The sequence below is a fragment of the Flavobacterium sp. NRK1 genome, assembly GCF_024054175.1.
Classification (GTDB): Bacteria; Bacteroidota; Bacteroidia; order Flavobacteriales; family Flavobacteriaceae; genus Flavobacterium.
On record NZ_JAMXLA010000001.1, the window covers coordinates 3184989 to 3207277 of the forward strand.

The window sequence follows — 22289 nt, forward strand, 5'->3', positions numbered from 1 at the left end:
TTAAGTGATGAAACATTACGAAGATAATTTTGCACACGATCATCTGCCGCATTCCTCTTTGCAGGCTGAATGTTTTACAGGACATCCTGATTTTGAGTTTCCTGAAAACTTAAATTGTGTAGAAAGGCTTTTAGACAGGCACATTGCCGAAGGAAACGGTAACAGAATTGCTATTCGTACTTTTGAAAGTTCATGGACATTTAATGATCTATATGAGAAAACCAATCAAATAGCTCACGTGCTGACGGAAAACCTGAATTTTAAACCGGGCAATAGGGTTTTAATACGTTCGGCTAATAATCCAATGTATGTTGCCTGCTGGTTTGGTATTTTAAAAGCGGGCGGTATTGTCGTTGCTACTATGCCTTTACTTCGTGAGAAGGAACTAAGTATAATGATTGAAAGTGCAGAAATATCACATGTGTTCTGCGATTATAGGCTCGAAGATGCCATGATGGAAGTAAAATCTCCTTTTCTAAAACATGTTATTACTTTTGATGGAACAGGGCAAGGTATATCAAAGCTTGAAACCTTAATGAGCAATAAACCTAAAATATTTAATAATTACCCGACTAAATCGGATTCATTATCAATTATAGGGTTTACATCAGGTACAACGGGTAAACCTAAAATGACATCGCACTATCATAAAGACATTCTGCTTATATGCGAGGCATTTCCTAAATACTCTTTGCAACCAACTCAGAACGATGTATTTACTGGTAGCCCTCCTCTTGGTTTTACTTTTGGATTAGGTGGTTTGGTTTTATTTCCATTTTATTTTGGAGCATCTACCTTTCTTATAGAAAAACCTACACCTGAATTATTACTACAGGCTATAGAGGAGTTTAAAGTAACTATATGTTTTACCGCCCCTACTGCATGGAGGGTACTGACAACTAAAGTTAATGAGTTTGATGTTTCTTCGTTGCGCAAATGTGTATCTGCCGGAGAAACATTACCTGTAAAAGTTTGGGAGGACTGGTATGAAGCTACAGGTTTAAAAATAATTGACGGAATTGGCTCGACAGAGATATTACATATCTTTATATCATCTAATGAAGAAAATATGCGTAAAGGAGCCACAGGTAAAGCTATACGCGGTTATGAAGCAAAAATAGTAGATAAAAAGGGTAATGAAGTGCCTGATAATACACCCGGAAGACTAGCAGTACGCGGTATAACTGGCTGTAAATATCTCAATAGCCCTGAAAAACAAAAAGAATACGTTGAAAACGGCTGGAATATTACCGGAGATGTTTTCCGTAAAGATGAAGATGGTTATTTTTGGTTCGTGGCACGTGGTGACGATATGATTATATCATCAGGTTATAATATTGCAGCAATAGAAGTTGAAAGTGTATTACTAACACATGACGAAATAGCAGAATGTGCTGTTGTCGGCCTGCCTGACGAAAACAGGGGAATGCTGGTATGTGCTTATATAGTATTAAAAAATAAAGATAAAGCCTGTGAAGAATTTACAAAGACTATTCAGGATTGGTTCAAACAGGTTGCTGCTCCTTACAAATACCCTCGTGAAATAAGATATATGGATTCACTGCCAAAAACGGAAACCGGAAAAATTCAACGATTTAAATTAAAAACTACATTGCAGGCTTAATGGAAAATGCATTTATAAAAAAAGAAAAAGTACGCTTTCAACATGTAGATTATGCGGGTATAGTATTTTATCCACGATTTTTAGAGATGCTTAACTGTCTTGTTGAAGATTTCTATGAAGAGGCATTAAATATGCCCTTTAAAAATATTCATAAAACAGGAGGCATACCTACTGTAGATCTTAAGGTTCAGTTTAAAAAAGCGGCACGACTTGGTGATGAATTAACTAAATACTTCTGGATAAAAAACCTTGGTGGATCTTCAATGAATTGTGGATTTAAGTTTGAGCATGAAGATGGCTCTACCTGTCTTGAAGGCGAAGTAACTTTGGTAAAAGTAGATTTTCTGGATGACAGAGGTGCAATAAAATCCAGCTCTTTTACTAATGAAATGAGAGTTACTCTTGAAAAATATAAAACTGAGTAATATGTTTCTGTTTTAAAGAATTATCTAGAAACAAAATAAAATAATATAAATGTTAGATTTACCAAAATTTAAAGCTGCTGCAGTTCAGGCTTCCCCTGTATTTCTTAATATTGATGCAACAGTAGATAAAGCTATAGCAATTATTAAAGAAGCAGCTACTAATGGAGCTTCGCTTGTTGCTTTTCCTGAAGTTTTTGTAGCCGGTTACCCCTATTGGAACTGGATTATGACACCTGTGCAGGGAAGTAAATGGTATGAGCAGCTTTATGTAAATTCTATTACTGTTCCGGGCCCTGAAGTTGAAAGGCTTTGTGAAGCAGCAAAAGAATATAATACACATGTAGTTATAGGTGTTAATGAGCGGGGACAAAGCTTTGGTGAATTATATAATACTAATCTTATTATTGACAGTAAAGGTAACTTAGTGGGTAAGCACCGTAAACTTGTACCAACCTGGGCAGAAAAACTTACATGGACAGGTGGTGACGGTTCATCACTTAAAGTCTATAATACCGAAATTGGACCTATTGGTACATTGGCATGTGGTGAAAATACTAATACGCTGGCAAGGTTTACCTTACTTACACAGGGAGAACTTATTCATATAGCAAATTATATTTCTTTACCGGTAGCTCCTCCCGATTATAATATGGCAGAGGCAATAAAGATTAGGGCAGCCGCACATTCTTTTGAGGGAAAACTATTTACGATAGTATCCTGTTCTACAATTACTAAAGAAATTATTGATATAATGAAGCAGGATGTACCTAACGCGGAAGAATTACTTACACGTAAAAACAGTGCTTTTTCAGGTGTTATCGGTCCGAATGGTGCGGTAATTGGCGAGCCGCTTATTGATGAAGAAGGCATTGTATATGCAGATATTGATCTGTCAAAATGCATTCAGCCAAAGCAAATGCATGATATATTAGGGCACTATAACCGTTTTGATATTTTTGATCTTAGGGTAAATACAGCTCCTAGAAAAAACATAACTTTTACTGACAATTTTGAAGAATAACATCTGATATAAAATAATTTAAAGAAATTCATATAAACTATTTCTTTAATAACCATAAAACCTTTTGGATATGGAAACAAAACATGACGATAGTGTATTAGGCCGTGCAAGAGTACAGAATACTCCTGAACTTGAAGCTTATTATAAAGAACTTGAAAGCCTTGGTGCAGGTGCTTTATGGACAGTAGCTAATGATATTGAGCCATGGGAACCACGCACTTCATCAGTACCAATGCTTTGGAAATATGAACAATTACGTGAGTTGGTACTTAAATCATCTGAACTTGTAACTCCTGAGCAAGCAGGGCGGCGTGTGGTTTATCTTGTAAATGATAAACGCAAAGACGTTAGTGCAGCAGTTGGCTGGTTATATACAGGTATTCAGGTTACCCGCCCCGGCGAAAGCACATCTGCACACAGGCATAAAGCCTCTGCCCTTAGATTTATAATGGAAGGAGAAGGCGGTTATACTGTTGTAGATGGAAATAAAATAATGCTTGAAGTTAACGACTTTGTTATAACACCAAACAGCACATGGCATGAACATGGTGTAGAAGAAGGTGGAAAAACCTGTATATGGCAGGACGGTTTAGATATTCCGCTTGTAAATGCATTGGAAGCCAATGATTATGCTGTGTTTGATGGTAAACAACCGCTTACAGCTCCTGTGAATCATCTGCCTTTGACCTATGGCGGAGCTGGACTTGTACCAGCCGATAAAGAATGGAATAAACCTTACTCTCCCCTTTTTAAGTATTCATGGAAACAGGTATATCCTGCACTTTTGGAAGCAGCCAAAGTAAATGAAGGATCACCTTATGATGGAATTCTTATGCATTATACAAATCCGGTTACGGGTGGCCATGTCATGCAGACAATGGGGGCTTCAATACAATTGTTGCGTGCCGGAGAGCATACAAAAGCGCACAGGCATACAGGGTCATTTGTATATCAATGTGCTAAAGGGCGCGGTTATTCCATAATTGCAGGTAAACGTTTTGACTGGAAAGAACGCGATATTTTTTGCGTTCCTTCGTGGGCTTATCATGAACATGTAAACCTTTCAGAAACAGAAGATGCCTGCCTGTTCTCTTTTAACGATTTGCCGGTAATAACATCACTTGGGTTGTATCAGGAAATGGCACATCCCGAAGGAAATCAATCTATTAAATAAAAAGAATGAATATATAATGAAATTAGTTACCTACAGAATAAACCATACTCCTTCCCGCTTAGGATTTATAGAAGAACAGATGATAATTGATGCGGAAAAGCTAGGACATATAAAAAACAGTCCGCTTCCGGACAATATGCTTGATTTTATTGACTTGGGCATGAATGCTATCAATCATGCTGTGACTCTTATAAATACTGCTACAAAAGAAGAATTGGAAGAATGTTCCATACCAATAGCAAATGCTACTTTAATGGCTCCCATACCTAAGCCTCGAAAAAATATTTTTGGTATAGGGCTTAACTATACAGAACATGTTGCAGAATCGGCGCGAACATTAGACACTTCTAAAGAACTGCCACAGGAGCCTGTTATATTTTCTAAACCAACTACAGCTGTTACTGGCCCTGAAACTGATATTATCCATAATCAAAAAATAACAAAACAACTTGATTATGAAGTTGAACTCGCAGTTATTATTGGAAAAGGCGGTAAAAACATTTCAAAAGAAAACGCAATGGATCATGTTTACGGATATACTGTAATTAATGATATTAGCGCCCGCGACTGCCGCCGTGCCGGACAGTGGATTGTGTCTAAAGGACAGGATACTTTTGCCCCTATGGGGCCTGTATTGGTAACACGTGACGAAATTGCCGACCCACATAACCTAAATTTGCGCCTTACGGTTAATGGTGTAGAAAAACAAAACTCGAATACTAAGTTCATGCTTTTCAATATTGAAGACCTTATTCGTGATTTAAGTACCGTATTTACACTTGAAACCGGAGATATTATAGCAACCGGTACACCGGCAGGTGTAGGTGCAGGCCGTAATCCTCAGGAATTTATGTGGCCTGGTGATGTTGTTGAAGCTACTGTAGAAGGTATTGGAACATTAAGAAATACTATTGTTGACGCTGAAGAAGTTAAATAATCTGAATTATAAAATGACAAAAAAAACATATAGAATAGGCCAGATTGTACCAAGTTCCAATGTTACAATGGAAACTGAAATTCCTGCATTATTGCGTTCGCGCGAAACTATTTCCCCTGAGCGCTTTACATTTCATTCAAGCCGTATGAGAATGAAAAAAGTGACCAAAGAAGAACTGGAAGCAATGGATGCTCAAAGTTTAAAGTGTGCACAGGAACTTTCGGATGCCCATGTAGATGTAATGGGGTATGCATGCCTTGTTGCTATTATGAGTATGGGACGTGGTTATCATTGTGTATCTGAAGCTAACCTTTATGAAGAAACGGTTAAAAATGATGCCCCTGCTCCTATTGTGACCAGTGCCGGAGCTTTAATTAACGGGCTGAATGTTTTAGGCGCTAAGAAGGTTGCTGTTATAACACCTTATATGAAGCCTCTCACACAATTAGTAGTAGATTATATTGAACACCAGGGATTTGAAGTAGTAGATTCTATTGCTTTGGAAATACCTGATAATCTTGAAGTAGCAGCACAGGATCCTATGAATTTACTTGAAATTTATAAACGTTTAAATTTAGAGGGTGTTGATGTGTTGGTTGTATCGGCATGTGTTCAAATGCCTTCACTTGAAGCTATAGATGCAATAGAAAAAGAAATTGGAATTCCTGTAACATCTGCTGCAGTATGCACAACATACGAAATGCTTAAAAAACTTAACCTTGACACTAAGGTACCTATGGGTGGAGCCTTATTAAGTGGTAAATATTAATAAAACTTTTATAAATCTCCCCCTTCATCTGTAAAGGGGGATTTTTTTATAAATCATTTTAAATATCGCCAAATTTATTACGGTACCGGTCTACCTCTGCTTCTGTTTTTTCTAATAATTTTTGCAGAAGCTGTATTTTATCTTCGTAAAGACTTTTAATAAAGTCAGTATTATCAGTAGTTATAGTAATACTACCATTATTATTACCTTTTACATTATTAAAACTATTAAAATACTTCTGACTGTCAAAAGCTATTATATCTTCAATATTGATTTCAAGTATTTTTGCTATCTGTATTAATTTAGCATATGTAAGTACTGTTGTACCATTTTCTATCTTGCTATAGCCTGCCTGGGTTATACCCAACTTCTCTGCCATATATTCCTGAGTGAGATTTTTCAGCTCACGTATATTTCTGATTTTTTCTTCTACTGTGGCCATTTTTCTTATTTTAAATTATAACCATTAGGAATATAATACAACTGTGATATTAATATTTTATAAACGATAAATAATAGTTTTGATGTGCCAATCCAACCATACCTTATCTACTATTTTACTACCGCTATAAAGGCCTCATTGATATAAATTAATAAGGTTTCATTTCATTATTTTTTACGTTCACTGCAAAAATACTATGGTATTTATTGCAATGGATATTATTGCCTTAACCGATTATAATATTATCATGCATTATTCAGGTAAAGTTCCTGTTATAAATAAAATTATTACTCTAAATACAGAAGTAATAGAGATTAGGTATAACAACAAAAAAATGACGTTAGCCTTTTCTGATGTGCATGATATTAAGCTTGTTAAAATGAAAATTAAAAAAAATATACTACTATTAAATACTCTTCTTGTAAGCCTGGTACTTGTGCCTATTGCTTTTTATCAGAAATTTGAAAATGTTAATGTAATAATAATATACGTTATATTATTACTTTTTATGCTGCATTTTAAAAGCCATAGATATGAACAGGCTTATTACATAAAAATAATTCTTAAAAGCGGAAAACGTTTGCGTTTAAAGATTGATTATAAAGACCGTCTTGATGTGATAAGAGAAATAACTACTTATATAGATTTTCGTTTCAGGCAGTCAATGTATGAGTTATTTCATGATACTAAAGAAAATAAGCCATCAATTAATACTAGTGCTTCTTAATAATTAATTACAATTTTAACAACAACTTTTCAATGAGCATGGGGTCTGGTCTACTATATCCATTATGGAATCACACAAATATAATATCCAAAATCTAATTTAAAAAATTAACAATATACATTTAATCGATAATTTATAATTAAATTTTTGAATAATTAATTAATTGCAGTAATATCAATCATTTACTTTTTAATTATTTAAATAAAAAAATTATATTATAGATTTAATAATATTTCGCTCGTGCCAGAATTTTCGCTGAATTTTGGCACGAGCGCAACTAATAATATTTTAGTTACTTATATTCCTGCAAAAAAGAGTAATTTAGGGCTACAAATTTTTCAATATTAATGGAGATACGCGAAGAGGAATTTAAAAAGGATATTTCAGCTATTGAGGCGATGCCAATAGTTTCAACAATATTGAATATAATTTGCCACACAACAGGTATGGGATTTGCAGCTATTGCAAGAGTTACATCTGACCGCTGGATTACATGCAGTGTTCGCGATGATATTAATTTCGGACTTAAACCTGGTGACGAACTTGAAGTTAAAACTACTATTTGTGATGAAATCAGAGAATCAAAGAAAAAGGTTGTTATAAACCATGTTTCAGAAAATTTAGATTTTAAATATCATCATACGCCTGCTAAATATGGTTTCCAAAGCTATATATCAGTACCTATCATTAAAAAAAATGGTAGCTTTTTTGGAACTTTGTGTGCTATAGATCCAAATCCGAATGTACTTGATACCCCAACCGTAATAGGGATGTTTGAACTATATGCCGATTTAATTTCCTTTCATCTTAATGCAATTGAAGATGCCAGAATAAATGAAACCATTTTAAGTGAAGAAAGGGCATTTAATAATGAATTGGAAGATTTGGTTAAAAAGCGAACAGGAGAACTCAAAGAGTACAATATATCCTTAGAAAAAATGAATAAAGATTTACAGGCTTTTGCTTTTATATCAAGTCATGATCTTCAGGAACCTCTTAGAAAAATTCAGACGATTGTTAGTATTATAAATGAAAAAGAAAGTAAAAACTTAAGTAAAAAAGGAAAAGATTATTTTGGCAGAATTCAAAAGGCAGCAGAAAGAATGCAATCTCTCATAAATGATCTTTTAGCTTATTCAAGAACAACTATTGTACAAAATAATTTTGAAGAAACAGATTTAATTAAAATAGTTAATGATGTAAAAGATGATTTTTCTGATGATCTTAAAAATTCAGGAGGTGTAATTTCTGTTACTGAAATGTGCAGAGCAAATGTAATTCCTTTTCAATTCAGGCAATTGTTATATAATTTAGTGAGTAATTCAATTAAATTCAGTTCTGATAAAAGACCTTTAATAATTACTATTGAAGGACATATAGAAAACAGTAATACTATACCACTAAAAAAAATAAAACCTGATACGCAGTATTGCCATATAATATTTTCAGATAATGGTATCGGTTTTTCATCAAAATTTAATGAACGTATTTTTGAATTGTTCCAACAACTTAACGACAAGGTAAAATATGCCGGTACCGGTATAGGTTTAGCAATAGTTAAAAGAATTGTAGAAAATCATAATGGATTTATTACAGCCTATGGAGAACCTGATAAGGGGTCAACATTTGATATTTATATTCCTTTAAAACAATCTCAATAACTTTTTAATTAATCAGTAGTTTCAATCATCCAGGGGCGATTTTTCCCTCCAAAATACTTCGCTTCAATATAGATTTTCTTTACGTTTGGAAATGCTGCTTTTATATCTTCTTCTAATTTATTTACAGATTCAAAAAGTTCTTCTACTGTCATTTCTTTTTTGAATTCTACATCAAGAGCTAACAATATTTCATCAGGTGCTAAATGCATTGTAAGCGGAAAATAAAGAGTTTGTACTTTCTCTTCTTTTTTTACCAGATTATAAATACCCTCAACTATTTCTTTGTTTGCACTCTCCCCTACCAATAAACCTTTACTTTCCTTTACCATAGTAATTGCTACGATAATAAGTACAAACCCTATAAGCATAGAAGCTAAAGCATCAAAAAGCGGATTTTGAAAATAGTGCCCTAAAAAAACACCTAATAAAGCAATAATAAGCCCTGTAATAGCAGCGCTTTCTTCATAAATAACAGCGAAAAGCCCTGGATCTTTACTCATACTTACTTCTTCCCAAAATCCTAGTTTCCCCTTACTTTTATTAAATTCCTTTACCGCATAAATTAAAGAAGCTCCTTCAAACACCATTGAAGAAAATAATACAATATAATTCCAGAAGGGATCTTTTAATTGTACCGGATGCTGCAAATGTGAAATACCCTCATAAACGGACATTCCTCCTCCTAATGAGAAAACGAGGATAGCAACAATCAGTGACCAGAAGTAAATTTCTTTTCCATGTCCAAATGGATGACCTCTGTCAGGCGGGCGCTGGCTCCGTTTCATTCCGAGCAAAAGCAGTAAAGAATTTCCACTGTCTACTGCACTGTGTATTCCTTCACTAACCATTGCAGAACTACCGGTAACGGAAGCTGCAACAAATTTGACTACGGCAATTGCAATATTTGCAATTAAGGCTCCATAAATGGCTATTTTAGAATTTCCTTTCATTAATAATGCTCTTAAAAAAATCCCCAATACTTAAAGCAAGTATTGGGGAAAGGATATAATTTAGTAAAATGAATTAATAACGTTCGTTTGTTTCTTCAAAGTCATCATCATCACTTGAAATAGATTTATTCTGATCTTCATCAAGATCTATATTATCATCAAGCATATAATCATCCTGATTAAAAGCATCGGAATTTTTACTATTGCCACCTTCCTCTTTCCATGTTTTTTTATGAGTTTCAGCACCAAAATCTGCTTTATCAGAATTTAGTATAGGCATCTCTTTTGTATAGCTTACTCCCGGCTGCTCTAATGCAAGATATTTATCTGTATCATCCAATTCTTTATTTTCATGATGTGGTGGATGTTTCTGTTCATGATGATTTACAAAAGTGCCTTTTTTGTGTTCTTTTCCCGATTCATTTTTCATAACAAATGTTTTTTTTTTAAAGCAATAGTATAGTGCTTATCTCATTAATTTTAAGAAGCTTTAAATTATTCATTAAAAGATTTTTTAGCAATAGACTGCAGGAAAGTTCTTCAACTTTTTCACTCTCTTCAGCAAATTCCGCAGCAGCCTTCTCGTATGACAAAGCATTTAATTCATTAATGCTATTCATATGTGTAATGACGCGTTCCATGATCCTGTATTTTTTAAATGTATTATTGCTTCTTTTATGGTACTCCTAAGTTACGTAGTAAAATCGTAATTATTCTATAATATAGTATTAAATTATAGCCAAATTCAATCAAAATGCTAAGTTATTGAAAAATAACTACTGCCATAGCTTTTTAACAGCCTCTAAAAGTTAAACCTTAGGGTTTATTCAATTAAACAAAAAGTTATTTAATAATTTTGTTACATGAAACGATCAGGTTCTGCAGATTTACCCTTGCACGGAGGCCATGTCCCTCTTTGGCTGTCCGAAAGGATGGCAAAGCTCGGATTGGCAATAGTAGAGACTATAGCAATGGAATTTTCTACTTCTGAAGTGATAAGTAAATTATCTAACCCTTTTTGGTTTCAGAGTTTTGGTGCTGTAATGGGAATGGACTGGCACTCATCAGGCATTACTACATCTGTTTTAGGTGCTCTTAAAAAGTCGGTTAATCCTCATGCTAAAGAGCTGGGAATTTATATATGTGGTGGAAAAGGAAAACATTCTGTAAAAACTCCTGATGAATTAATGATAGTTGGTGAACGAACAGGCCTGAATGGTACTGAGCTTGCCGGATTAAGCAGACTTACTGCGAAAGTAGACAACACAGCTATTCAGGATGGTTTTCAGCTTTACCAGCATAATTTTATTGTAAATAATAAAGGAGAATGGTGTGTTATTCAACAGGGAATGAATGATAATTCAGGTACTGCCCGGCGTTATCACTGGCATTCAGAAAATCTACAGTCATTTATAAATGAACCACATACTTTTATTTATGGACAAAATCAGGGAAAAATATTAAATCTTACAGCCGCCACTGCTGCAGATACAAGAGAAAAATCGCTACTGATTGTAAATGAGCACCCTGACAGGGTACTTAAGGAAATAAATCATCTTGTAATGCCTAATCATCATGATGTCAGAATGAAAGATGTAAATATGAAACGATTAGGCGCCATGCTTTGGGTTGCACATGAAAATAAACCACAGGATTTTGAAGAGCTGTTAATGCTTAAAGGAATGGGACCAAGAACTATACAATCTGTATCATTAGTAAGCGAAATTATTTACGGAACCCCTACCCGATTTGATGACCCTGCCCGTTTTTCTTTTGCTCATGGTGGTAAAGACGGACACCCATTTCCTGTCCCGGTAAAGGTATTTGATGAAACTATTTCTACATTACAGACTGCCATTCAAAGAGCCAGGATTGGAAACAGCGACAAAATGGATGCTATAAAGAAGCTTTCCGAAATATCGCGTAATGCCGAAAAGGATTTTTCACCAAATAACAACTTTGAAGCTTTATTGCAAAAAGAAAGGGATGAATCTTATAAATACGGTGGGCGAACTATTTTTGGAAAAGCAAAACCACCAAAAAATAAAAATGATGACAACCAGTTATCACTATTTTAGCGGAGCATTAATCTTCAGTATCATCTAATTGATATTTAATAAAAAGCCTTCCGATAAGTATTCCCAGTCTGGTTTTATAATCTTCAATCAGCCATTCTCTGTAATTCTTTGTAGTCTTAGCTAAAAGCTTAGCGTATTGTTTTACACGGTATTCAATATCCGGATCAAGCAATTTTGCCAGTTTGCGGGCTTCGGGAATACTGTCTGTATTTTCAATACACATAATTGCATGTTGTAGGATCGATTTATCAATTACAGCTTTAGGCTTAAGTTTTTCTTCAGCAGCAAGACGGAATTCCTCTTCTACATCAAAATTAATATCTTCACTTTTAGCAAATTTAATGCGCAATTCATCGGGCATATGATAAGTATGATAACTCTCTATTTCTGCATCTGTTCTGATGTTTTCAAGAAATTGCTCGGGATATTTAAAAATATAATGCCAGTCAACAGGATCACTCCATAAGCCGAAACGCTGTGCATTGTTTCCTAAATCTATAACTGTAAAAATATCCTTATGGGGTAGTTTTCTTGATCCGCGTCCTATCATTTGAAAATAAAGTGTTAGCGATCGTGTTGCCCTGTTAAGTATAATTGCTTCAACAGTAGGTTCATCAAATCCTGTAGTAAGTATTGACACAGATGTTAATATAGCATCAGGTGTTTTTTTAAACCAGCTCAGTATCTTTTTCCTTTCTATTTCAGGGGTTTTGTTGTCCAGATGTTTAATAGGTAATCCTGCCGCCTTAAAAGTTTCATATACATAAAGTGATGTATTTATACCATTATTAAAAATCAGTGTTTTTTTGCCCTGCACGCGCCCAAGGTATGACTGTAGAAGCAAATCCTGCATCGCAGAACGTGAATATAATTCATCAGATGAACTAACCGTATAATCACCATTTATTCCCAGCTTTAAAGATGTAAGTTCAACATCATAGCCATACATTACTGCTTTAGCAAGAAATCCCTTGTTTATTAATGATTGTATAGGCTCACCAACTATAAGCTCATTATAAGTCTCATACATTGGCAATTCAATATTAGAACTTAAAGGAGTAGCTGTGACACCAAGAAAAAGTGAATTTTTAAAATAAGTAAACAATTTTCTGAAAGAATTATAGTGGGCCTCATCTACTATTACAAGTCCCACATAGTCCATGTGAAATTTTTTATCTTTCAGCCTGTTATTCAGGGTTTCTACCATAGCTACATAACAGGAATAATCGTTATGATATGGTAGGTCTTTTACGTTGCTGTCTATAATTGTATTTTTCACACCAAAGCTTTTCAGCATTTGTGATGTTTGTTTGCTAAGCTCTATCCGGTGTGTAAGCACAAGCACCTTACGTTGATATTTTTCAATATAACGACGTGCAATTTCAGAAAATATAACGGTCTTGCCACCTCCTGTAGGCAGTTGATATAATAAATGGAAATTATCTGATTTACCTTCAAATCTCTCAAATATGGCGTCAATATCTTCTTTCTGATAGTGGTACAGCTCTTTCCTGTCCTCAACATTTTCTTCTCTTTCCATGTAGGCGTGTTAATTTTCAAAAATATGGTATTTACTTACATTTATTGGTATATAAAATCATAATTCTTATGAATTGATGAAAATTTAATGAAACATTATGAATTCTAAACAGATTATCAGTGGTTTAATTATTATGTTTGATTTTTAAGAAAGTTAGTATGCTAAACTATGATACTATTTCGTTAACGGAAGCTACAGAAATACAAAACAGGCTGCGGGAAAACATTTCTCTGACTACAGAAAATAAAAATATAACTACAATTGCCGGTGGAGATATTTCACATAATAAAGATACCGATATTGTATATGCAGGTATAGTGATATTGAGCTATCCAAACATGCAGCTCCTCTACTATTCATTGGTGATAGATAAAACAAATTTTCCTTATATACCGGGTTATTTAGGATTCAGGGAAGTTCCTGCACTAATAAAAGCATGGGAACAGATACCTCAAAAGCCTGATTTAATAGTTCTTGACGGACAAGGAATTACACATCCCAGAAGAATGGGAATTGCCTCCCATTTTGGATTGCTTACTGATAGCCCGTCAATTGGATGTGCCAAAAATATGTTGTATGGCAAATACAGCCCTTTAGGATTAGCTAAATACAACCATAGTGCTATTATTACTAATAATGAGCATTTGGGTTATGCTTTGCGGACTAAAGACAATGTAAAGCCTGTTTATATTTCTCCCGGGCACAAAGTATCTGTTGCTGACAGTCTTGAATTTATAAATCCCTGTATTTTAAAACACAGAATACCTGAGCCTACAAGAATAGCTCATGAAAAAGTAAATCTTTTCAGAACAGGCAGATTAAAAGAAGGGTATTATCTTGAAAATATACAGGGTGAATTATTTTAAACATCACAACCGTTTATTCAAAATTGTCAAAAATTCTTTCAAATTCCTTTCTGTTTTCCCATCGCTGCCTTGATGTTTCCTCATATATAAATTTAATGCGGTCTTCAAAATTACTTTTCATACCATTTGCCGTAACATATTCAACTGCCTGCTTGTAAGAGTTAAAAATACTCTTATAGAAAGATGAATTGCTAAATTCTTTTTTTGCAGAATAAGTTTGTGCAATTTCAATATTGTAAAGCATAACATCGGCAATTATATAAGGATCAACCCCTAAGGAAAGAAAGTTTTTTATAAATTTTTGAGCCGTTGACCGGCGCAGTTTTGGCCTCTTTCCTTTTATAGGGAAATATTCGTTGCTTATCTTAACCTTTGCTTCCTGTTCAAGTTTTTCCTCTTTCGGATTAAAAACAAAATCATAGTAGGTTTTTACATCTGCAAATTTTTCATAAAGAGAAAGCAATTGCTCTTCAAGTTCTTCTTTTGGCAATGAAGCCAGGTATTTTTTTAAATCACGTTTACTCATTGTTTTCAAAAATAAGCCTTAATTTTACCCTGAGCAATAAAATCTTAAAAAGAGTTCGGAAAAACTATATAAAATAGTATTTTTGCAATCCTTAAATTAAAGTCAAAACTAAATAACTTTTACTGTGGAAAATCCGAGTGCACAAAAACTGATCAACAAAATACAACTTGACCTTTTTAAAAAAGGTTTTGAATCTGAAACATTGATTACCGATCTGAAAAAATTACGCGAATATTCCCTTGAAGAGCAAAATCCTGTGTTAACTAAGGCAATACGTCTTACTTATGAGCACTTAGAAGCTAACGGAGCTTTTCTAATTCCTATTCCGGATGATGAGCCTGTAGATGAAGAAACAGAATTGGTTAAAGATTCAGCTGCTGCCACAGAAAATAATTTGGAAAGCCTGGAGTACTTAATATCTCTCTTCAGCGATCTTAGCCATAAAAATAACATTCTGGATTTAAGAGAATATAATAAAGCTTTCCTTGCTTTTTAAGTATCTTTGAATCTATTATAATATAAGCTGCCTGATAAAGGCAGCTTTTTTATTTATAAAAGGAATTACTTTATTTTCTTTTCTGCAATACATCTATATCCTACATTTGCAGAATAAACTTAATCCATGCCTTATGACACGCCTGTTTAAAATTATTGCTACACTTGAGGGTGTATCTCTTCTTTCATTATTATTTATTGCAATGCCATTAAAATATATTTATGATATGCCGGAATATGTTCAGGCAGTAGGTATGGCTCACGGATTGTTATTTATTGTTTATATAGTTTTAGCAAGTATATTAAAAGCGGAGCTTAAATGGCCTATAGGCAAATTTTTAATAATCTGCATAGCGTCTGTAATTCCTTTCGGTACTTTTTACATTGAATATAAATATTTTAAAAATATTAGCAACGAAAATTCTTAATTATAATGGAATGGTTTAACTGGGCTTATAAATTATTGAAGGAAATTGGCTTAGGCCATATTTCAGCTATATATATAAATCTGGTTATTAATCTTATAACCATAGCTATTATTGCCTATATAATTGATAAACTTACAAAAAGAGCACTTATACTGGGATTTATAATACTGGCCAGAAAGACTAAGACTTCTTTTGATGATTTTCTTGTAAAAAACAGGACCTCCAAGTTTGTTGCTCATTTAATACCACTATTATTTATATATAAAACAGTGCCTATAGCACTTAAAGATTTTACCTATTGGGAATATATCTTTTCCAAAGGTATAACTACTTTTATCATTCTTATTAGCTTGTGGATAACACGGAGTGTATTAAATGCTCTTAAAGATTACCTTAAAATCCAGCCGGAATATAATGACAAACCTATTGACAGTTATATTCAGGTAGTCATGATTATTTTATGGATTTTTGGTATAACTGCAATTATACTTTTATTATTTAATATTGAAATAGAAAAGTTGCTGGCAACTTTTGGGGCGATATCAGCCATCGTAATATTGATATTTAAAGACACCATATTAGGGCTTGTAGCAAGTATACAGGTTACAGTTAATGATATTGTGCGTATAGGTGACTGGATAACCATAGAAAAATTTGGCGCAGATGGAGATGTTATAGAGATAAATCTTGCTACGGTTAAGGTTCGTAACTTTGATAATACCACTACTACTATCCCAACTTACAGCCTTATATCTGATTCATTCAGAAACTGGAGAGGAATGGTAAATTCGGGAGGCAGGCGTATTAAAAGGCATATTCTTATTAAAGCCAATTCTGTACGGTTTGTCCATAAAGATGAGATTGCCGATATGAAAAAGATTCAGCTTATTTCGTCATATATTGAGCACAGGCAGGCTGATATTGATAAGTATAATAGTCAGACCGGCGCTGATAAATCACTCTCCATAAATGGAAGAAATCTCACTAATCTTGGGCTTTTCCGTAAATATATAAATAGCTATATAGAAACACATCCGGGTGTAAACAAAGAAATGACTATAATGTGCAGGCATCTTCAGCCTACTGAAAAGGGAATTCCTATTGAAATCTACGTATTTACGTCTGATAAAAGATGGGTTAACCACGAGTATATTATGGCTGATATTTTTGATCATATAATAGCATCGGTTGCATATTTCGATCTGGAAATATTTGAATTGCCTTCAGGAAAAGGCTATATAGATGCTTAAGGCTTAGATATTCTGTCTTTAACGTATTCAATTTTAGTTTTACCGTGTGCAGACGGGCGTCCAAAACTATCAAGGTTTACCATAGTGATATTATCTACGGTAATAATTTTTTCCTGTGTCATTTTATTCCTTACTTCAGATCGCAATACAATAGAAGTTGTTCCGAAGCGCACTACATCAATTCCAATCTCCACTATATCGCCCTGCTTAGCAGAACTCATGAAATTAATTTCAGACATGTGCTTTGTTACTACCCTTTGGTTTTCCAACTGTATTATAGAATACAGGGCGGCTTCTTCATCTATCCAGGCCAGCAGCTTACCGCCAAATAAAGTTCCGTTAGGATTAAGATCTTCCGGTTTTACCCATTTTCTTGTATGAAATCTCATAAACGATGTTTTTGTAGTGCTAAATTTACAATATCTGCATGGTCAAATGCTAGTTCTGGTAAGTTTTTAACCGAAAACCATTTCGCTTCATCAGCATCATCTGCTCCATTCACCTCTGAATTTTCATCTGCAAATCCTGTATAAGCAACAGACACTGTATGCTGTCTTGGATCACGGCCGGGTTTACCAAAAGCACCTAGTTGTTCCAATGCTGTTAATTGCAATTCTGTTTCTTCAGTTAATTCCCGTTTTACAGCATCCAGTAAATCTTCATTTTCATCCACAAAGCCACCAGGTAATGCCCATCTACCTTTAAAAGGATCGTTTTTTCTTTTTATGAGTAATAACTCATAATTGTCATTTATTTTCCTGAATACAACTGCATCAACCGTTACAAATATTTTTGATGTTCTCATAAGTCAAAGTTAAGAAAAACGTTATGCTCTAAACGTAGCTTTTCAATGATTTTATCTATGTAGATATAATAAAAAACACCCTGTTTTAGCAGGGTGTTTAGGATAATTTATATTAGATACTCATCTAATAAGCTAATAATTCATTTAAAGCTGTTTTAAAGCGCTGTTTCGGCAAATACTGATCTTCTAAAGCTTTAGTAAAAGGGATGGCACTTTCAAGGCTTCCTACCCTTTTAACGGGAGCATCAAGATATTCAAAACACTCTTCCATTATCATAGCAGAAATATCACTTGCAATACCGCCAAAAAGTGTATCTTCCTGTAATATGATAACTTTTCCTGTTTTCCTAACCGACTTATATATTGTTTCTGTATCCAGTGGCTGAAGCGTTCTTAAATCAATCAGATCGGCCTTAATATTCTGATTTTTATCAAGTGTTTCAAGCGCCCAATGTACGCCTGCCCCAAAAGATATAATTGTAACATCTTCACCCTCTTTAAGCATTGCAGCTTTACCAAAAGGTATAGTATAATAATCTGTTGGCACATCCTGGTATATACTTCTGTATAATGCCTTATGCTCAAAGAACATAACAGGGTTAGGGTCATTTATAGCTGTTGCAAGCAAACCTTTTGCGTCATAAGGAAATGCAGGATACACCACTTTTAACCCTGGCGTTTTTGTAAACCAGGCCTCGTTTGTCTGCGAATGGAAAGGCCCCGCCTGTACGCCTGCACCGCAAGGCATACGTACTACTACATCGGCATTTTCCTGCCAGCGATAATGTACTTTGGCAAGATAATTTACAATAGGATTAAATCCTGTTGATACGAAATCTGCAAACTGCATTTCTATCACCGATTTGTAACCGTTTATTGATAAGCCCATTCCGGCAGAAACTATAGCCGACTCGCATATAGGTGTATTACGTACACGCTCTTTTCCAAAAGCTGCAGCAAAGCCATCAGTTATTTTAAAGGCTCCGCCATATTCGGCAATGTCCTGTCCCATAATAACCAAATTATCATGACGTTCCATAGACTGCTTTAACCCTTGTGAAATTGCATCTATCATCCTTACATTTTCAAAAGAACTATTAGGCTTAACTTCCTCAAATACATAAGGTTTGTAAACATCATCTAACTCATTGCTTAAAACTGCTTCTATAGCAGGTTCAGCTGATGCTTTTTGATAATTTTCATCTATTTCCTGTTTAAGTTCGGCGCGCAGATTCTCATCAAGTTCATCACTTAACACACCTTCTTCTTTCAGGTAATTTCTATAATTATTTACAGGATCTTTTATAGTCCACATATCCATTAACTCTTGCGGTACGTATTTGGTACCGCTTGCTTCCTCATGCCCACGCATTCTGAAGGTTTTAAATTCAAGTAATACCGGCCTCGGGTTTTCACGTAATGAAGCAACTATATCGGTAAGTTTATTATATACTTCCAGAATATTATTGCCATCAATTATATGAGACTCCATTCCGTAACCAATACCCTTATCAGCAATATTTTCGCAACGGTATTGTTCGTTAGTTGGCGTAGATAATCCATAACCATTGTTCTCTACAATAAACAACACAGGTAATTCCCATACGGCAGCAATGTTTAAGGCTTCATGAAAATCACCTTCACTTGTTGCTCCTTCTCCTGTAAATACAGCAGTAACATTTTTATTATTGCTAAGTTTATTAGCCAGCGCTATACCATCAGCCACTCCTAATTGAGGGCCGAGGTGTGATATCATTCCAATAATTTTATATTCCTGGGTACCAAAATGAAATGAACGGTCACGGCCTTTGGTGAAACCATTTGCTTTTCCCTGCCATTGCGAAAAAAGGCGATATAGAGGAATATCCCTCCCTGTAAACACACCTAAATTACGATGCATTGGCAATATGTATTCATCCTTGTCTAATACGGCAGTTACTCCCACAGATATAGCTTCCTGCCCTATTCCTGAAAACCATTTTGAAACTTTACCCTGACGGATAAGAATCAGCATCTTCTCCTCTATCAGTCTTGGTTTTATTAATTTCTTATATAAATCAAGTAATTGTTCGTTGGTTAATTGTTTTCTATCGAAATTCATGGTGATTTTTGAATAATCATTATTAATCGCTTTCAAAAGTAATAAAATAACAGATCGAAGTATTAATGTTACATAAATAAATTTCCTAATCCTAAATTCAGCTGTTGATAACTAGTAAACAGCTTGGACATTATATTTTTTACTTTTGTTGAAAATAGATAATAGCAAACACTTTATGCAGAAAATCCCAAGCGTTGATTTAACCGATTTTCTTTCAGGAAATGAAGAAAGAAAACAGAAGTTTGTAAAAGAAATAGGCAAGGCTTATGAAGAGATAGGCTTTGTAGCATTAAAAGGGCATTTTCTTGACGATAAACTAACAGAAGACTTATATACAGAAGTTAAAAACTTTTTCAATCTGCCTGAAGAAATTAAAAAGCAATATGAAATTCCCGGCATAGGAGGTCAGCGCGGATATGTTTCTTTTGGTAAAGAAAAAGCTAAAGATCACACTGAAGCAGATTTAAAAGAGTTTTGGCATTTCGGTCAATATTTAGCTGATGATTCTAAATATATTGGACATCCACATTATCATAATAATATTGAAGTAGAAGAACTGCCTGATTTTAATGCAACAGGAAAACAAGCCTATAAAATGCTCGAAAAAACAGGCATATATGTTTTAAGAGCATTAGCTATTTACCTGGAACTTGACGAGTATTACTTTGATAATTATGTTTCGGAAGGGAATAGTATTCTAAGGCCCATCCACTACCCTCCTATTACAAAGCAGCCTAAAGGTGCCGTAAGAGCTGCAGCTCATGGTGATATTAACCTTATAACACTATTAATGGGAGCTCAGGGACGCGGATTACAGGTACAAAATCATAACGGTGAATGGATAGATGCCATTGCCGAAAATGATGAATTGGTTATTAATGTTGGTGACATGCTTTCCCGTCATACAAATAACAAGCTAAAATCTACAATACACAGAGTTGTTAACCCACCCAGAGAGCTATGGGGTACATCAAGATTTTCAATTCCTTTCTTTATGCACCCTATTGCTGAAATGAAATTAGACTGCCTTGATAATTGTATTAATGACAAACAACCTAAGCTATATGATGATATTACAGCAGGGGATTTTTTATATGAACGCCTGGTAGAATTAGGCCTTATTCAGAAATAAACTGTAATTTTATATTTTCTTATTTTAATCTTATGGCAAAGAAATTAAGCAGTTTGGACGATTTGGGAGGATTTGTATTTTCTACAAACAAAGAATTTGAGTTTGACAATAATGAAGAACAATTGGAAACCCTACCTAATAACCAGCAAAAGCTGGAAGCTCATCTTGACAAAAAAAATCGTGGAGGCAAAGTGGCTACTATAATTAAGGGGTTTGAAGGTACTGATGAAGATCTTAAATATTTAGCAAAAAAATTAAAAACTTTATGTGGGGTTGGAGGCTCTGCTAAAGATGGAGAAATTATAATTCAGGGAAATTTTAGAGACAAAATAATTGATTCCCTGACTAAAGACGGATATAAAGTAAAAAGAGTTGGTAGTTAGCTAACCTTTACTTTTTATAAAAAATCCCTGAAGCGTTTTGTTTTCAGGGATTTTTTATTGTTAAATCTTTATTCTCTTATTACCTTTATCTTTTAATCAAATAATATCATGACATCATTAAAAATTGCGGGAGTACCGGAACATTTTAACCTACCGTGGCATATAGCAATAGAAAATAAAAAATTTGAAGCACAAGGCATAGATATTGCATGGACAGATGTACCGGAAGGAACAGGTAAACTATGTCAGATGCTACGCGACGGAAGTACTGATATTGCTGTTATCCTTACCGAAGGTATAATTAAAGATATTGCAGCTGGTAATAATAGTACAATTGTGCAGGTATATGTTCAGTCACCGTTAATTTGGGGTATACATGTAGCAGCAAAATCACCCTATACAACGCTGCAGGATATTGAAACAGGAAAAGTTGCAATAAGCCGTTACGGATCAGGATCACACCTGATGGCCTATGTAAACGCTAAGAATCTGGGCTGGGATACTGAAAATATTCAGTTTGAATTAGTAAATACATTAGATGGTGCAGTTGAAGCCCTGACTGATAACAAAGCAGACTATTTTATGTGGGAACGCTTTATGACAAAACCGATTGTTGATAAAGGTGTTTTCAGAAGAATTGCAGACTGTCCTACTCCGTGGCCATGTTTTGTTATTGCTGTTCGTAATGAAATCCTTGAAAAGCATCTGGAAAAAATTGAAAAGATGCTTACAGTTATAAATAAAACAACATCTGATTTTAAAAATACAGACGGAATAGAAAAAACATTGGCTGAACGTTATGTGCAAAAAGAAAAAGACATTCATGACTGGCTGAAAATAACCGAATGGTCACAAAAGAAACTTGATAAAAACACGTTTGATAAAGTACAAAACCAATTATTTGAACTTAATATAATAGATAAAAAAACTGCATTTGAAACTTCGGCAGGATAAA

At 34.3% G+C, this 22289-nt stretch carries 25 protein-coding genes; 16 read left to right on the forward strand and 9 right to left on the reverse strand.

Going from position 1 to position 22289, the window contains the following annotated elements:
* Nucleotides 1-7: 7 nt before the first annotated feature.
* From NHE85_RS14635 to NHE85_RS14660, 6 genes are all read left to right on the forward strand, one after another.
* On the forward strand, nt 8-1624 hold the full coding sequence (locus tag NHE85_RS14635) for an AMP-binding protein (RefSeq protein ID WP_252812889.1): 1617 nt from the start codon (nt 8-10) through the stop codon (nt 1622-1624).
* On the forward strand, nt 1624-2049 hold the full coding sequence (locus NHE85_RS14640; protein WP_252812890.1) for an acyl-CoA thioesterase: 426 nt from the start codon (nt 1624-1626) through the stop codon (nt 2047-2049). Before NHE85_RS14635 ends, NHE85_RS14640 begins: the two co-directional genes overlap by 1 nt.
* Nucleotides 2050-2098: 49 nt before the next feature.
* Nucleotides 2099-3070 (forward strand): carbon-nitrogen hydrolase family protein, encoded by a 972-nt coding sequence (locus NHE85_RS14645; RefSeq protein ID WP_252812891.1) that lies wholly within the window; start codon nt 2099-2101, stop codon nt 3068-3070.
* Nucleotides 3071-3140: 70 nt separating this feature from the next.
* The gene (locus NHE85_RS14650) at nt 3141-4244 is read left to right on the forward strand and encodes a cupin domain-containing protein (protein ID WP_252812892.1); all 1104 of its coding nucleotides are present in this window, start codon (nt 3141-3143) and stop codon (nt 4242-4244) included.
* A 16-nt stretch (nt 4245-4260) separates the two neighbouring features.
* Complete coding sequence (locus tag NHE85_RS14655) at nt 4261-5181, forward strand: fumarylacetoacetate hydrolase family protein (RefSeq protein WP_252812893.1); 921 nt, start codon at nt 4261-4263, stop codon at nt 5179-5181.
* A gap of 13 nt (nt 5182-5194) precedes the next feature.
* A complete protein-coding gene (locus NHE85_RS14660; protein ID WP_308219361.1) occupies nt 5195-5950 on the forward strand; it encodes an Asp/Glu racemase in 756 nt (251 codons plus the stop codon).
* Nucleotides 5951-6008: 58 nt separating this feature from the next.
* Here NHE85_RS14660 and NHE85_RS14665 read toward each other — a convergent pair whose 3' ends face one another.
* Nucleotides 6009-6392, reverse strand: coding sequence for a helix-turn-helix domain-containing protein (locus tag NHE85_RS14665; protein ID WP_252812894.1), 384 nt, complete (start codon nt 6390-6392; stop codon nt 6009-6011).
* A 196-nt stretch (nt 6393-6588) separates the two neighbouring features.
* On the opposite strand from NHE85_RS14665, the gene NHE85_RS14670 reads away from it, so the two are divergent.
* Entirely contained in the window at nt 6589-7119 is a 531-nt protein-coding gene (locus NHE85_RS14670) for a hypothetical protein (protein ID WP_252812895.1), read from the forward strand.
* A 347-nt stretch (nt 7120-7466) separates the two neighbouring features.
* On the forward strand, nt 7467-8780 hold the full coding sequence (locus NHE85_RS14675) for an ATP-binding protein (RefSeq protein WP_252812896.1): 1314 nt from the start codon (nt 7467-7469) through the stop codon (nt 8778-8780).
* Between the two features lie 8 nt (nt 8781-8788).
* On the opposite strand, the gene NHE85_RS14680 is transcribed toward NHE85_RS14675, so the two are convergent.
* The 3 genes from NHE85_RS14680 to NHE85_RS14690 form a co-directional block, all read right to left on the reverse strand.
* Nucleotides 8789-9730 carry a cation diffusion facilitator family transporter gene (locus tag NHE85_RS14680; RefSeq protein ID WP_252812897.1) on the reverse strand — a complete coding sequence of 314 codons (942 nt, stop codon included), beginning with the start codon at nt 9728-9730 and terminating at the stop codon, nt 8789-8791.
* 73 nt (nt 9731-9803) lie between these two features.
* Nucleotides 9804-10160, reverse strand: a complete 357-nt coding sequence (locus tag NHE85_RS14685; RefSeq protein ID WP_252812898.1) for a hypothetical protein — start codon at nt 10158-10160, stop codon at nt 9804-9806.
* Between the two features lie 16 nt (nt 10161-10176).
* Complete coding sequence (locus NHE85_RS14690) at nt 10177-10371, reverse strand: hypothetical protein (protein ID WP_252812899.1); 195 nt, start codon at nt 10369-10371, stop codon at nt 10177-10179.
* Between the two features lie 222 nt (nt 10372-10593).
* Here NHE85_RS14690 and NHE85_RS14695 point away from each other — a divergent pair, with 222 nt between their 5' ends.
* The gene (locus NHE85_RS14695) at nt 10594-11808 is read left to right on the forward strand and encodes a DUF763 domain-containing protein (protein ID WP_252812900.1); all 1215 of its coding nucleotides are present in this window, start codon (nt 10594-10596) and stop codon (nt 11806-11808) included.
* Nucleotides 11809-11815: 7 nt separating this feature from the next.
* On the opposite strand, the gene NHE85_RS14700 is transcribed toward NHE85_RS14695, so the two are convergent.
* Nucleotides 11816-13348 (reverse strand): DEAD/DEAH box helicase, encoded by a 1533-nt coding sequence (locus NHE85_RS14700; RefSeq protein ID WP_252812901.1) that lies wholly within the window; start codon nt 13346-13348, stop codon nt 11816-11818.
* A 158-nt stretch (nt 13349-13506) separates the two neighbouring features.
* On the opposite strand from NHE85_RS14700, the gene nfi reads away from it, so the two are divergent.
* Complete coding sequence (gene nfi, locus NHE85_RS14705) at nt 13507-14214, forward strand: deoxyribonuclease V (protein WP_252812902.1); 708 nt, start codon at nt 13507-13509, stop codon at nt 14212-14214.
* 13 nt (nt 14215-14227) lie between these two features.
* Here the strand turns inward: nfi and NHE85_RS14710 are convergent, their stop codons facing one another.
* On the reverse strand, nt 14228-14740 hold the full coding sequence (locus NHE85_RS14710; RefSeq protein WP_252812903.1) for a DUF6155 family protein: 513 nt from the start codon (nt 14738-14740) through the stop codon (nt 14228-14230).
* A gap of 124 nt (nt 14741-14864) precedes the next feature.
* On the opposite strand from NHE85_RS14710, the gene NHE85_RS14715 reads away from it, so the two are divergent.
* From NHE85_RS14715 to NHE85_RS14725, 3 genes are all read left to right on the forward strand, one after another.
* Nucleotides 14865-15236, forward strand: coding sequence for a hypothetical protein (locus tag NHE85_RS14715; protein ID WP_252812904.1), 372 nt, complete (start codon nt 14865-14867; stop codon nt 15234-15236).
* A gap of 133 nt (nt 15237-15369) precedes the next feature.
* The gene (locus NHE85_RS14720) at nt 15370-15663 is read left to right on the forward strand and encodes a DUF3817 domain-containing protein (RefSeq protein WP_252812905.1); all 294 of its coding nucleotides are present in this window, start codon (nt 15370-15372) and stop codon (nt 15661-15663) included.
* A gap of 5 nt (nt 15664-15668) precedes the next feature.
* The gene (locus NHE85_RS14725; protein ID WP_252812906.1) at nt 15669-16913 is read left to right on the forward strand and encodes a mechanosensitive ion channel family protein; all 1245 of its coding nucleotides are present in this window, start codon (nt 15669-15671) and stop codon (nt 16911-16913) included.
* Here NHE85_RS14725 and NHE85_RS14730 read toward each other — a convergent pair.
* The 3 genes from NHE85_RS14730 to NHE85_RS14740 form a co-directional block, all read right to left on the reverse strand.
* On the reverse strand, nt 16910-17302 hold the full coding sequence (locus tag NHE85_RS14730; protein ID WP_252812907.1) for an acyl-CoA thioesterase: 393 nt from the start codon (nt 17300-17302) through the stop codon (nt 16910-16912). The genes NHE85_RS14725 and NHE85_RS14730 overlap by 4 nt on opposite strands.
* Entirely contained in the window at nt 17299-17718 is a 420-nt protein-coding gene (locus tag NHE85_RS14735) for an NUDIX hydrolase (protein WP_252812908.1), read from the reverse strand. The genes NHE85_RS14730 and NHE85_RS14735 overlap by 4 nt, the downstream gene beginning before the upstream one ends.
* A gap of 124 nt (nt 17719-17842) precedes the next feature.
* Nucleotides 17843-19819, reverse strand: coding sequence for a thiamine pyrophosphate-dependent enzyme (locus NHE85_RS14740; protein WP_252812909.1), 1977 nt, complete (start codon nt 19817-19819; stop codon nt 17843-17845).
* Between the two features lie 175 nt (nt 19820-19994).
* Between NHE85_RS14740 and NHE85_RS14745 the strand changes: the two genes are divergently transcribed.
* The 3 genes from NHE85_RS14745 (at nt 19995) to NHE85_RS14755 (ending at nt 22288) form a co-directional block, all read left to right on the forward strand.
* On the forward strand, nt 19995-20951 hold the full coding sequence (locus NHE85_RS14745; RefSeq protein ID WP_252812910.1) for an isopenicillin N synthase family oxygenase: 957 nt from the start codon (nt 19995-19997) through the stop codon (nt 20949-20951).
* A gap of 32 nt (nt 20952-20983) precedes the next feature.
* A complete protein-coding gene (locus tag NHE85_RS14750) occupies nt 20984-21334 on the forward strand; it encodes a translation initiation factor (protein WP_252812911.1) in 351 nt (116 codons plus the stop codon).
* Between the two features lie 108 nt (nt 21335-21442).
* A complete protein-coding gene (locus NHE85_RS14755) occupies nt 21443-22288 on the forward strand; it encodes a substrate-binding domain-containing protein (RefSeq protein ID WP_252812912.1) in 846 nt (281 codons plus the stop codon).
* Nucleotide 22289: the final 1 nt, after the last annotated feature.

Bases quoted from the DNA above. Each gene is read 5' to 3' on its own strand.
- NHE85_RS14730 (WP_252812907.1), bottom strand. From the start codon at position 17,302: ATGAGATTTCATACAAGAAAATGGGTAAAACCGGAAGATCTTAATCCT.
- NHE85_RS14635 (WP_252812889.1), top strand. From the start codon at position 8: ATGAAACATTACGAAGATAATTTTGCACACGATCATCTGCCGCATTCC.
- NHE85_RS14740 (WP_252812909.1), bottom strand. From the start codon at position 19,819: ATGAATTTCGATAGAAAACAATTAACCAACGAACAATTACTTGATTTA.
- NHE85_RS14755 (WP_252812912.1), top strand. From the start codon at position 21,443: ATGACATCATTAAAAATTGCGGGAGTACCGGAACATTTTAACCTACCG.
- NHE85_RS14660 (WP_308219361.1), top strand. From the start codon at position 5,195: ATGACAAAAAAAACATATAGAATAGGCCAGATTGTACCAAGTTCCAAT.
- NHE85_RS14685 (WP_252812898.1), bottom strand. From the start codon at position 10,160: ATGAAAAATGAATCGGGAAAAGAACACAAAAAAGGCACTTTTGTAAAT.
- NHE85_RS14710 (WP_252812903.1), bottom strand. From the start codon at position 14,740: ATGAGTAAACGTGATTTAAAAAAATACCTGGCTTCATTGCCAAAAGAA.
- NHE85_RS14670 (WP_252812895.1), top strand. From the start codon at position 6,589: ATGGTATTTATTGCAATGGATATTATTGCCTTAACCGATTATAATATT.
- NHE85_RS14675 (WP_252812896.1), top strand. From the start codon at position 7,467: ATGGAGATACGCGAAGAGGAATTTAAAAAGGATATTTCAGCTATTGAG.
- NHE85_RS14745 (WP_252812910.1), top strand. From the start codon at position 19,995: ATGCAGAAAATCCCAAGCGTTGATTTAACCGATTTTCTTTCAGGAAAT.
- NHE85_RS14700 (WP_252812901.1), bottom strand. From the start codon at position 13,348: ATGGAAAGAGAAGAAAATGTTGAGGACAGGAAAGAGCTGTACCACTAT.
- NHE85_RS14640 (WP_252812890.1), top strand. From the start codon at position 1,624: ATGGAAAATGCATTTATAAAAAAAGAAAAAGTACGCTTTCAACATGTA.
- NHE85_RS14650 (WP_252812892.1), top strand. From the start codon at position 3,141: ATGGAAACAAAACATGACGATAGTGTATTAGGCCGTGCAAGAGTACAG.
- nfi (WP_252812902.1), top strand. From the start codon at position 13,507: ATGCTAAACTATGATACTATTTCGTTAACGGAAGCTACAGAAATACAA.
- NHE85_RS14750 (WP_252812911.1), top strand. From the start codon at position 20,984: ATGGCAAAGAAATTAAGCAGTTTGGACGATTTGGGAGGATTTGTATTT.
- NHE85_RS14665 (WP_252812894.1), bottom strand. From the start codon at position 6,392: ATGGCCACAGTAGAAGAAAAAATCAGAAATATACGTGAGCTGAAAAAT.
- NHE85_RS14735 (WP_252812908.1), bottom strand. From the start codon at position 17,718: ATGAGAACATCAAAAATATTTGTAACGGTTGATGCAGTTGTATTCAGG.
- NHE85_RS14720 (WP_252812905.1), top strand. From the start codon at position 15,370: ATGACACGCCTGTTTAAAATTATTGCTACACTTGAGGGTGTATCTCTT.
- NHE85_RS14645 (WP_252812891.1), top strand. From the start codon at position 2,099: ATGTTAGATTTACCAAAATTTAAAGCTGCTGCAGTTCAGGCTTCCCCT.
- NHE85_RS14725 (WP_252812906.1), top strand. From the start codon at position 15,669: ATGGAATGGTTTAACTGGGCTTATAAATTATTGAAGGAAATTGGCTTA.
- NHE85_RS14695 (WP_252812900.1), top strand. From the start codon at position 10,594: ATGAAACGATCAGGTTCTGCAGATTTACCCTTGCACGGAGGCCATGTC.
- NHE85_RS14690 (WP_252812899.1), bottom strand. From the start codon at position 10,371: ATGGAACGCGTCATTACACATATGAATAGCATTAATGAATTAAATGCT.
- NHE85_RS14680 (WP_252812897.1), bottom strand. From the start codon at position 9,730: ATGAAAGGAAATTCTAAAATAGCCATTTATGGAGCCTTAATTGCAAAT.
- NHE85_RS14655 (WP_252812893.1), top strand. From the start codon at position 4,261: ATGAAATTAGTTACCTACAGAATAAACCATACTCCTTCCCGCTTAGGA.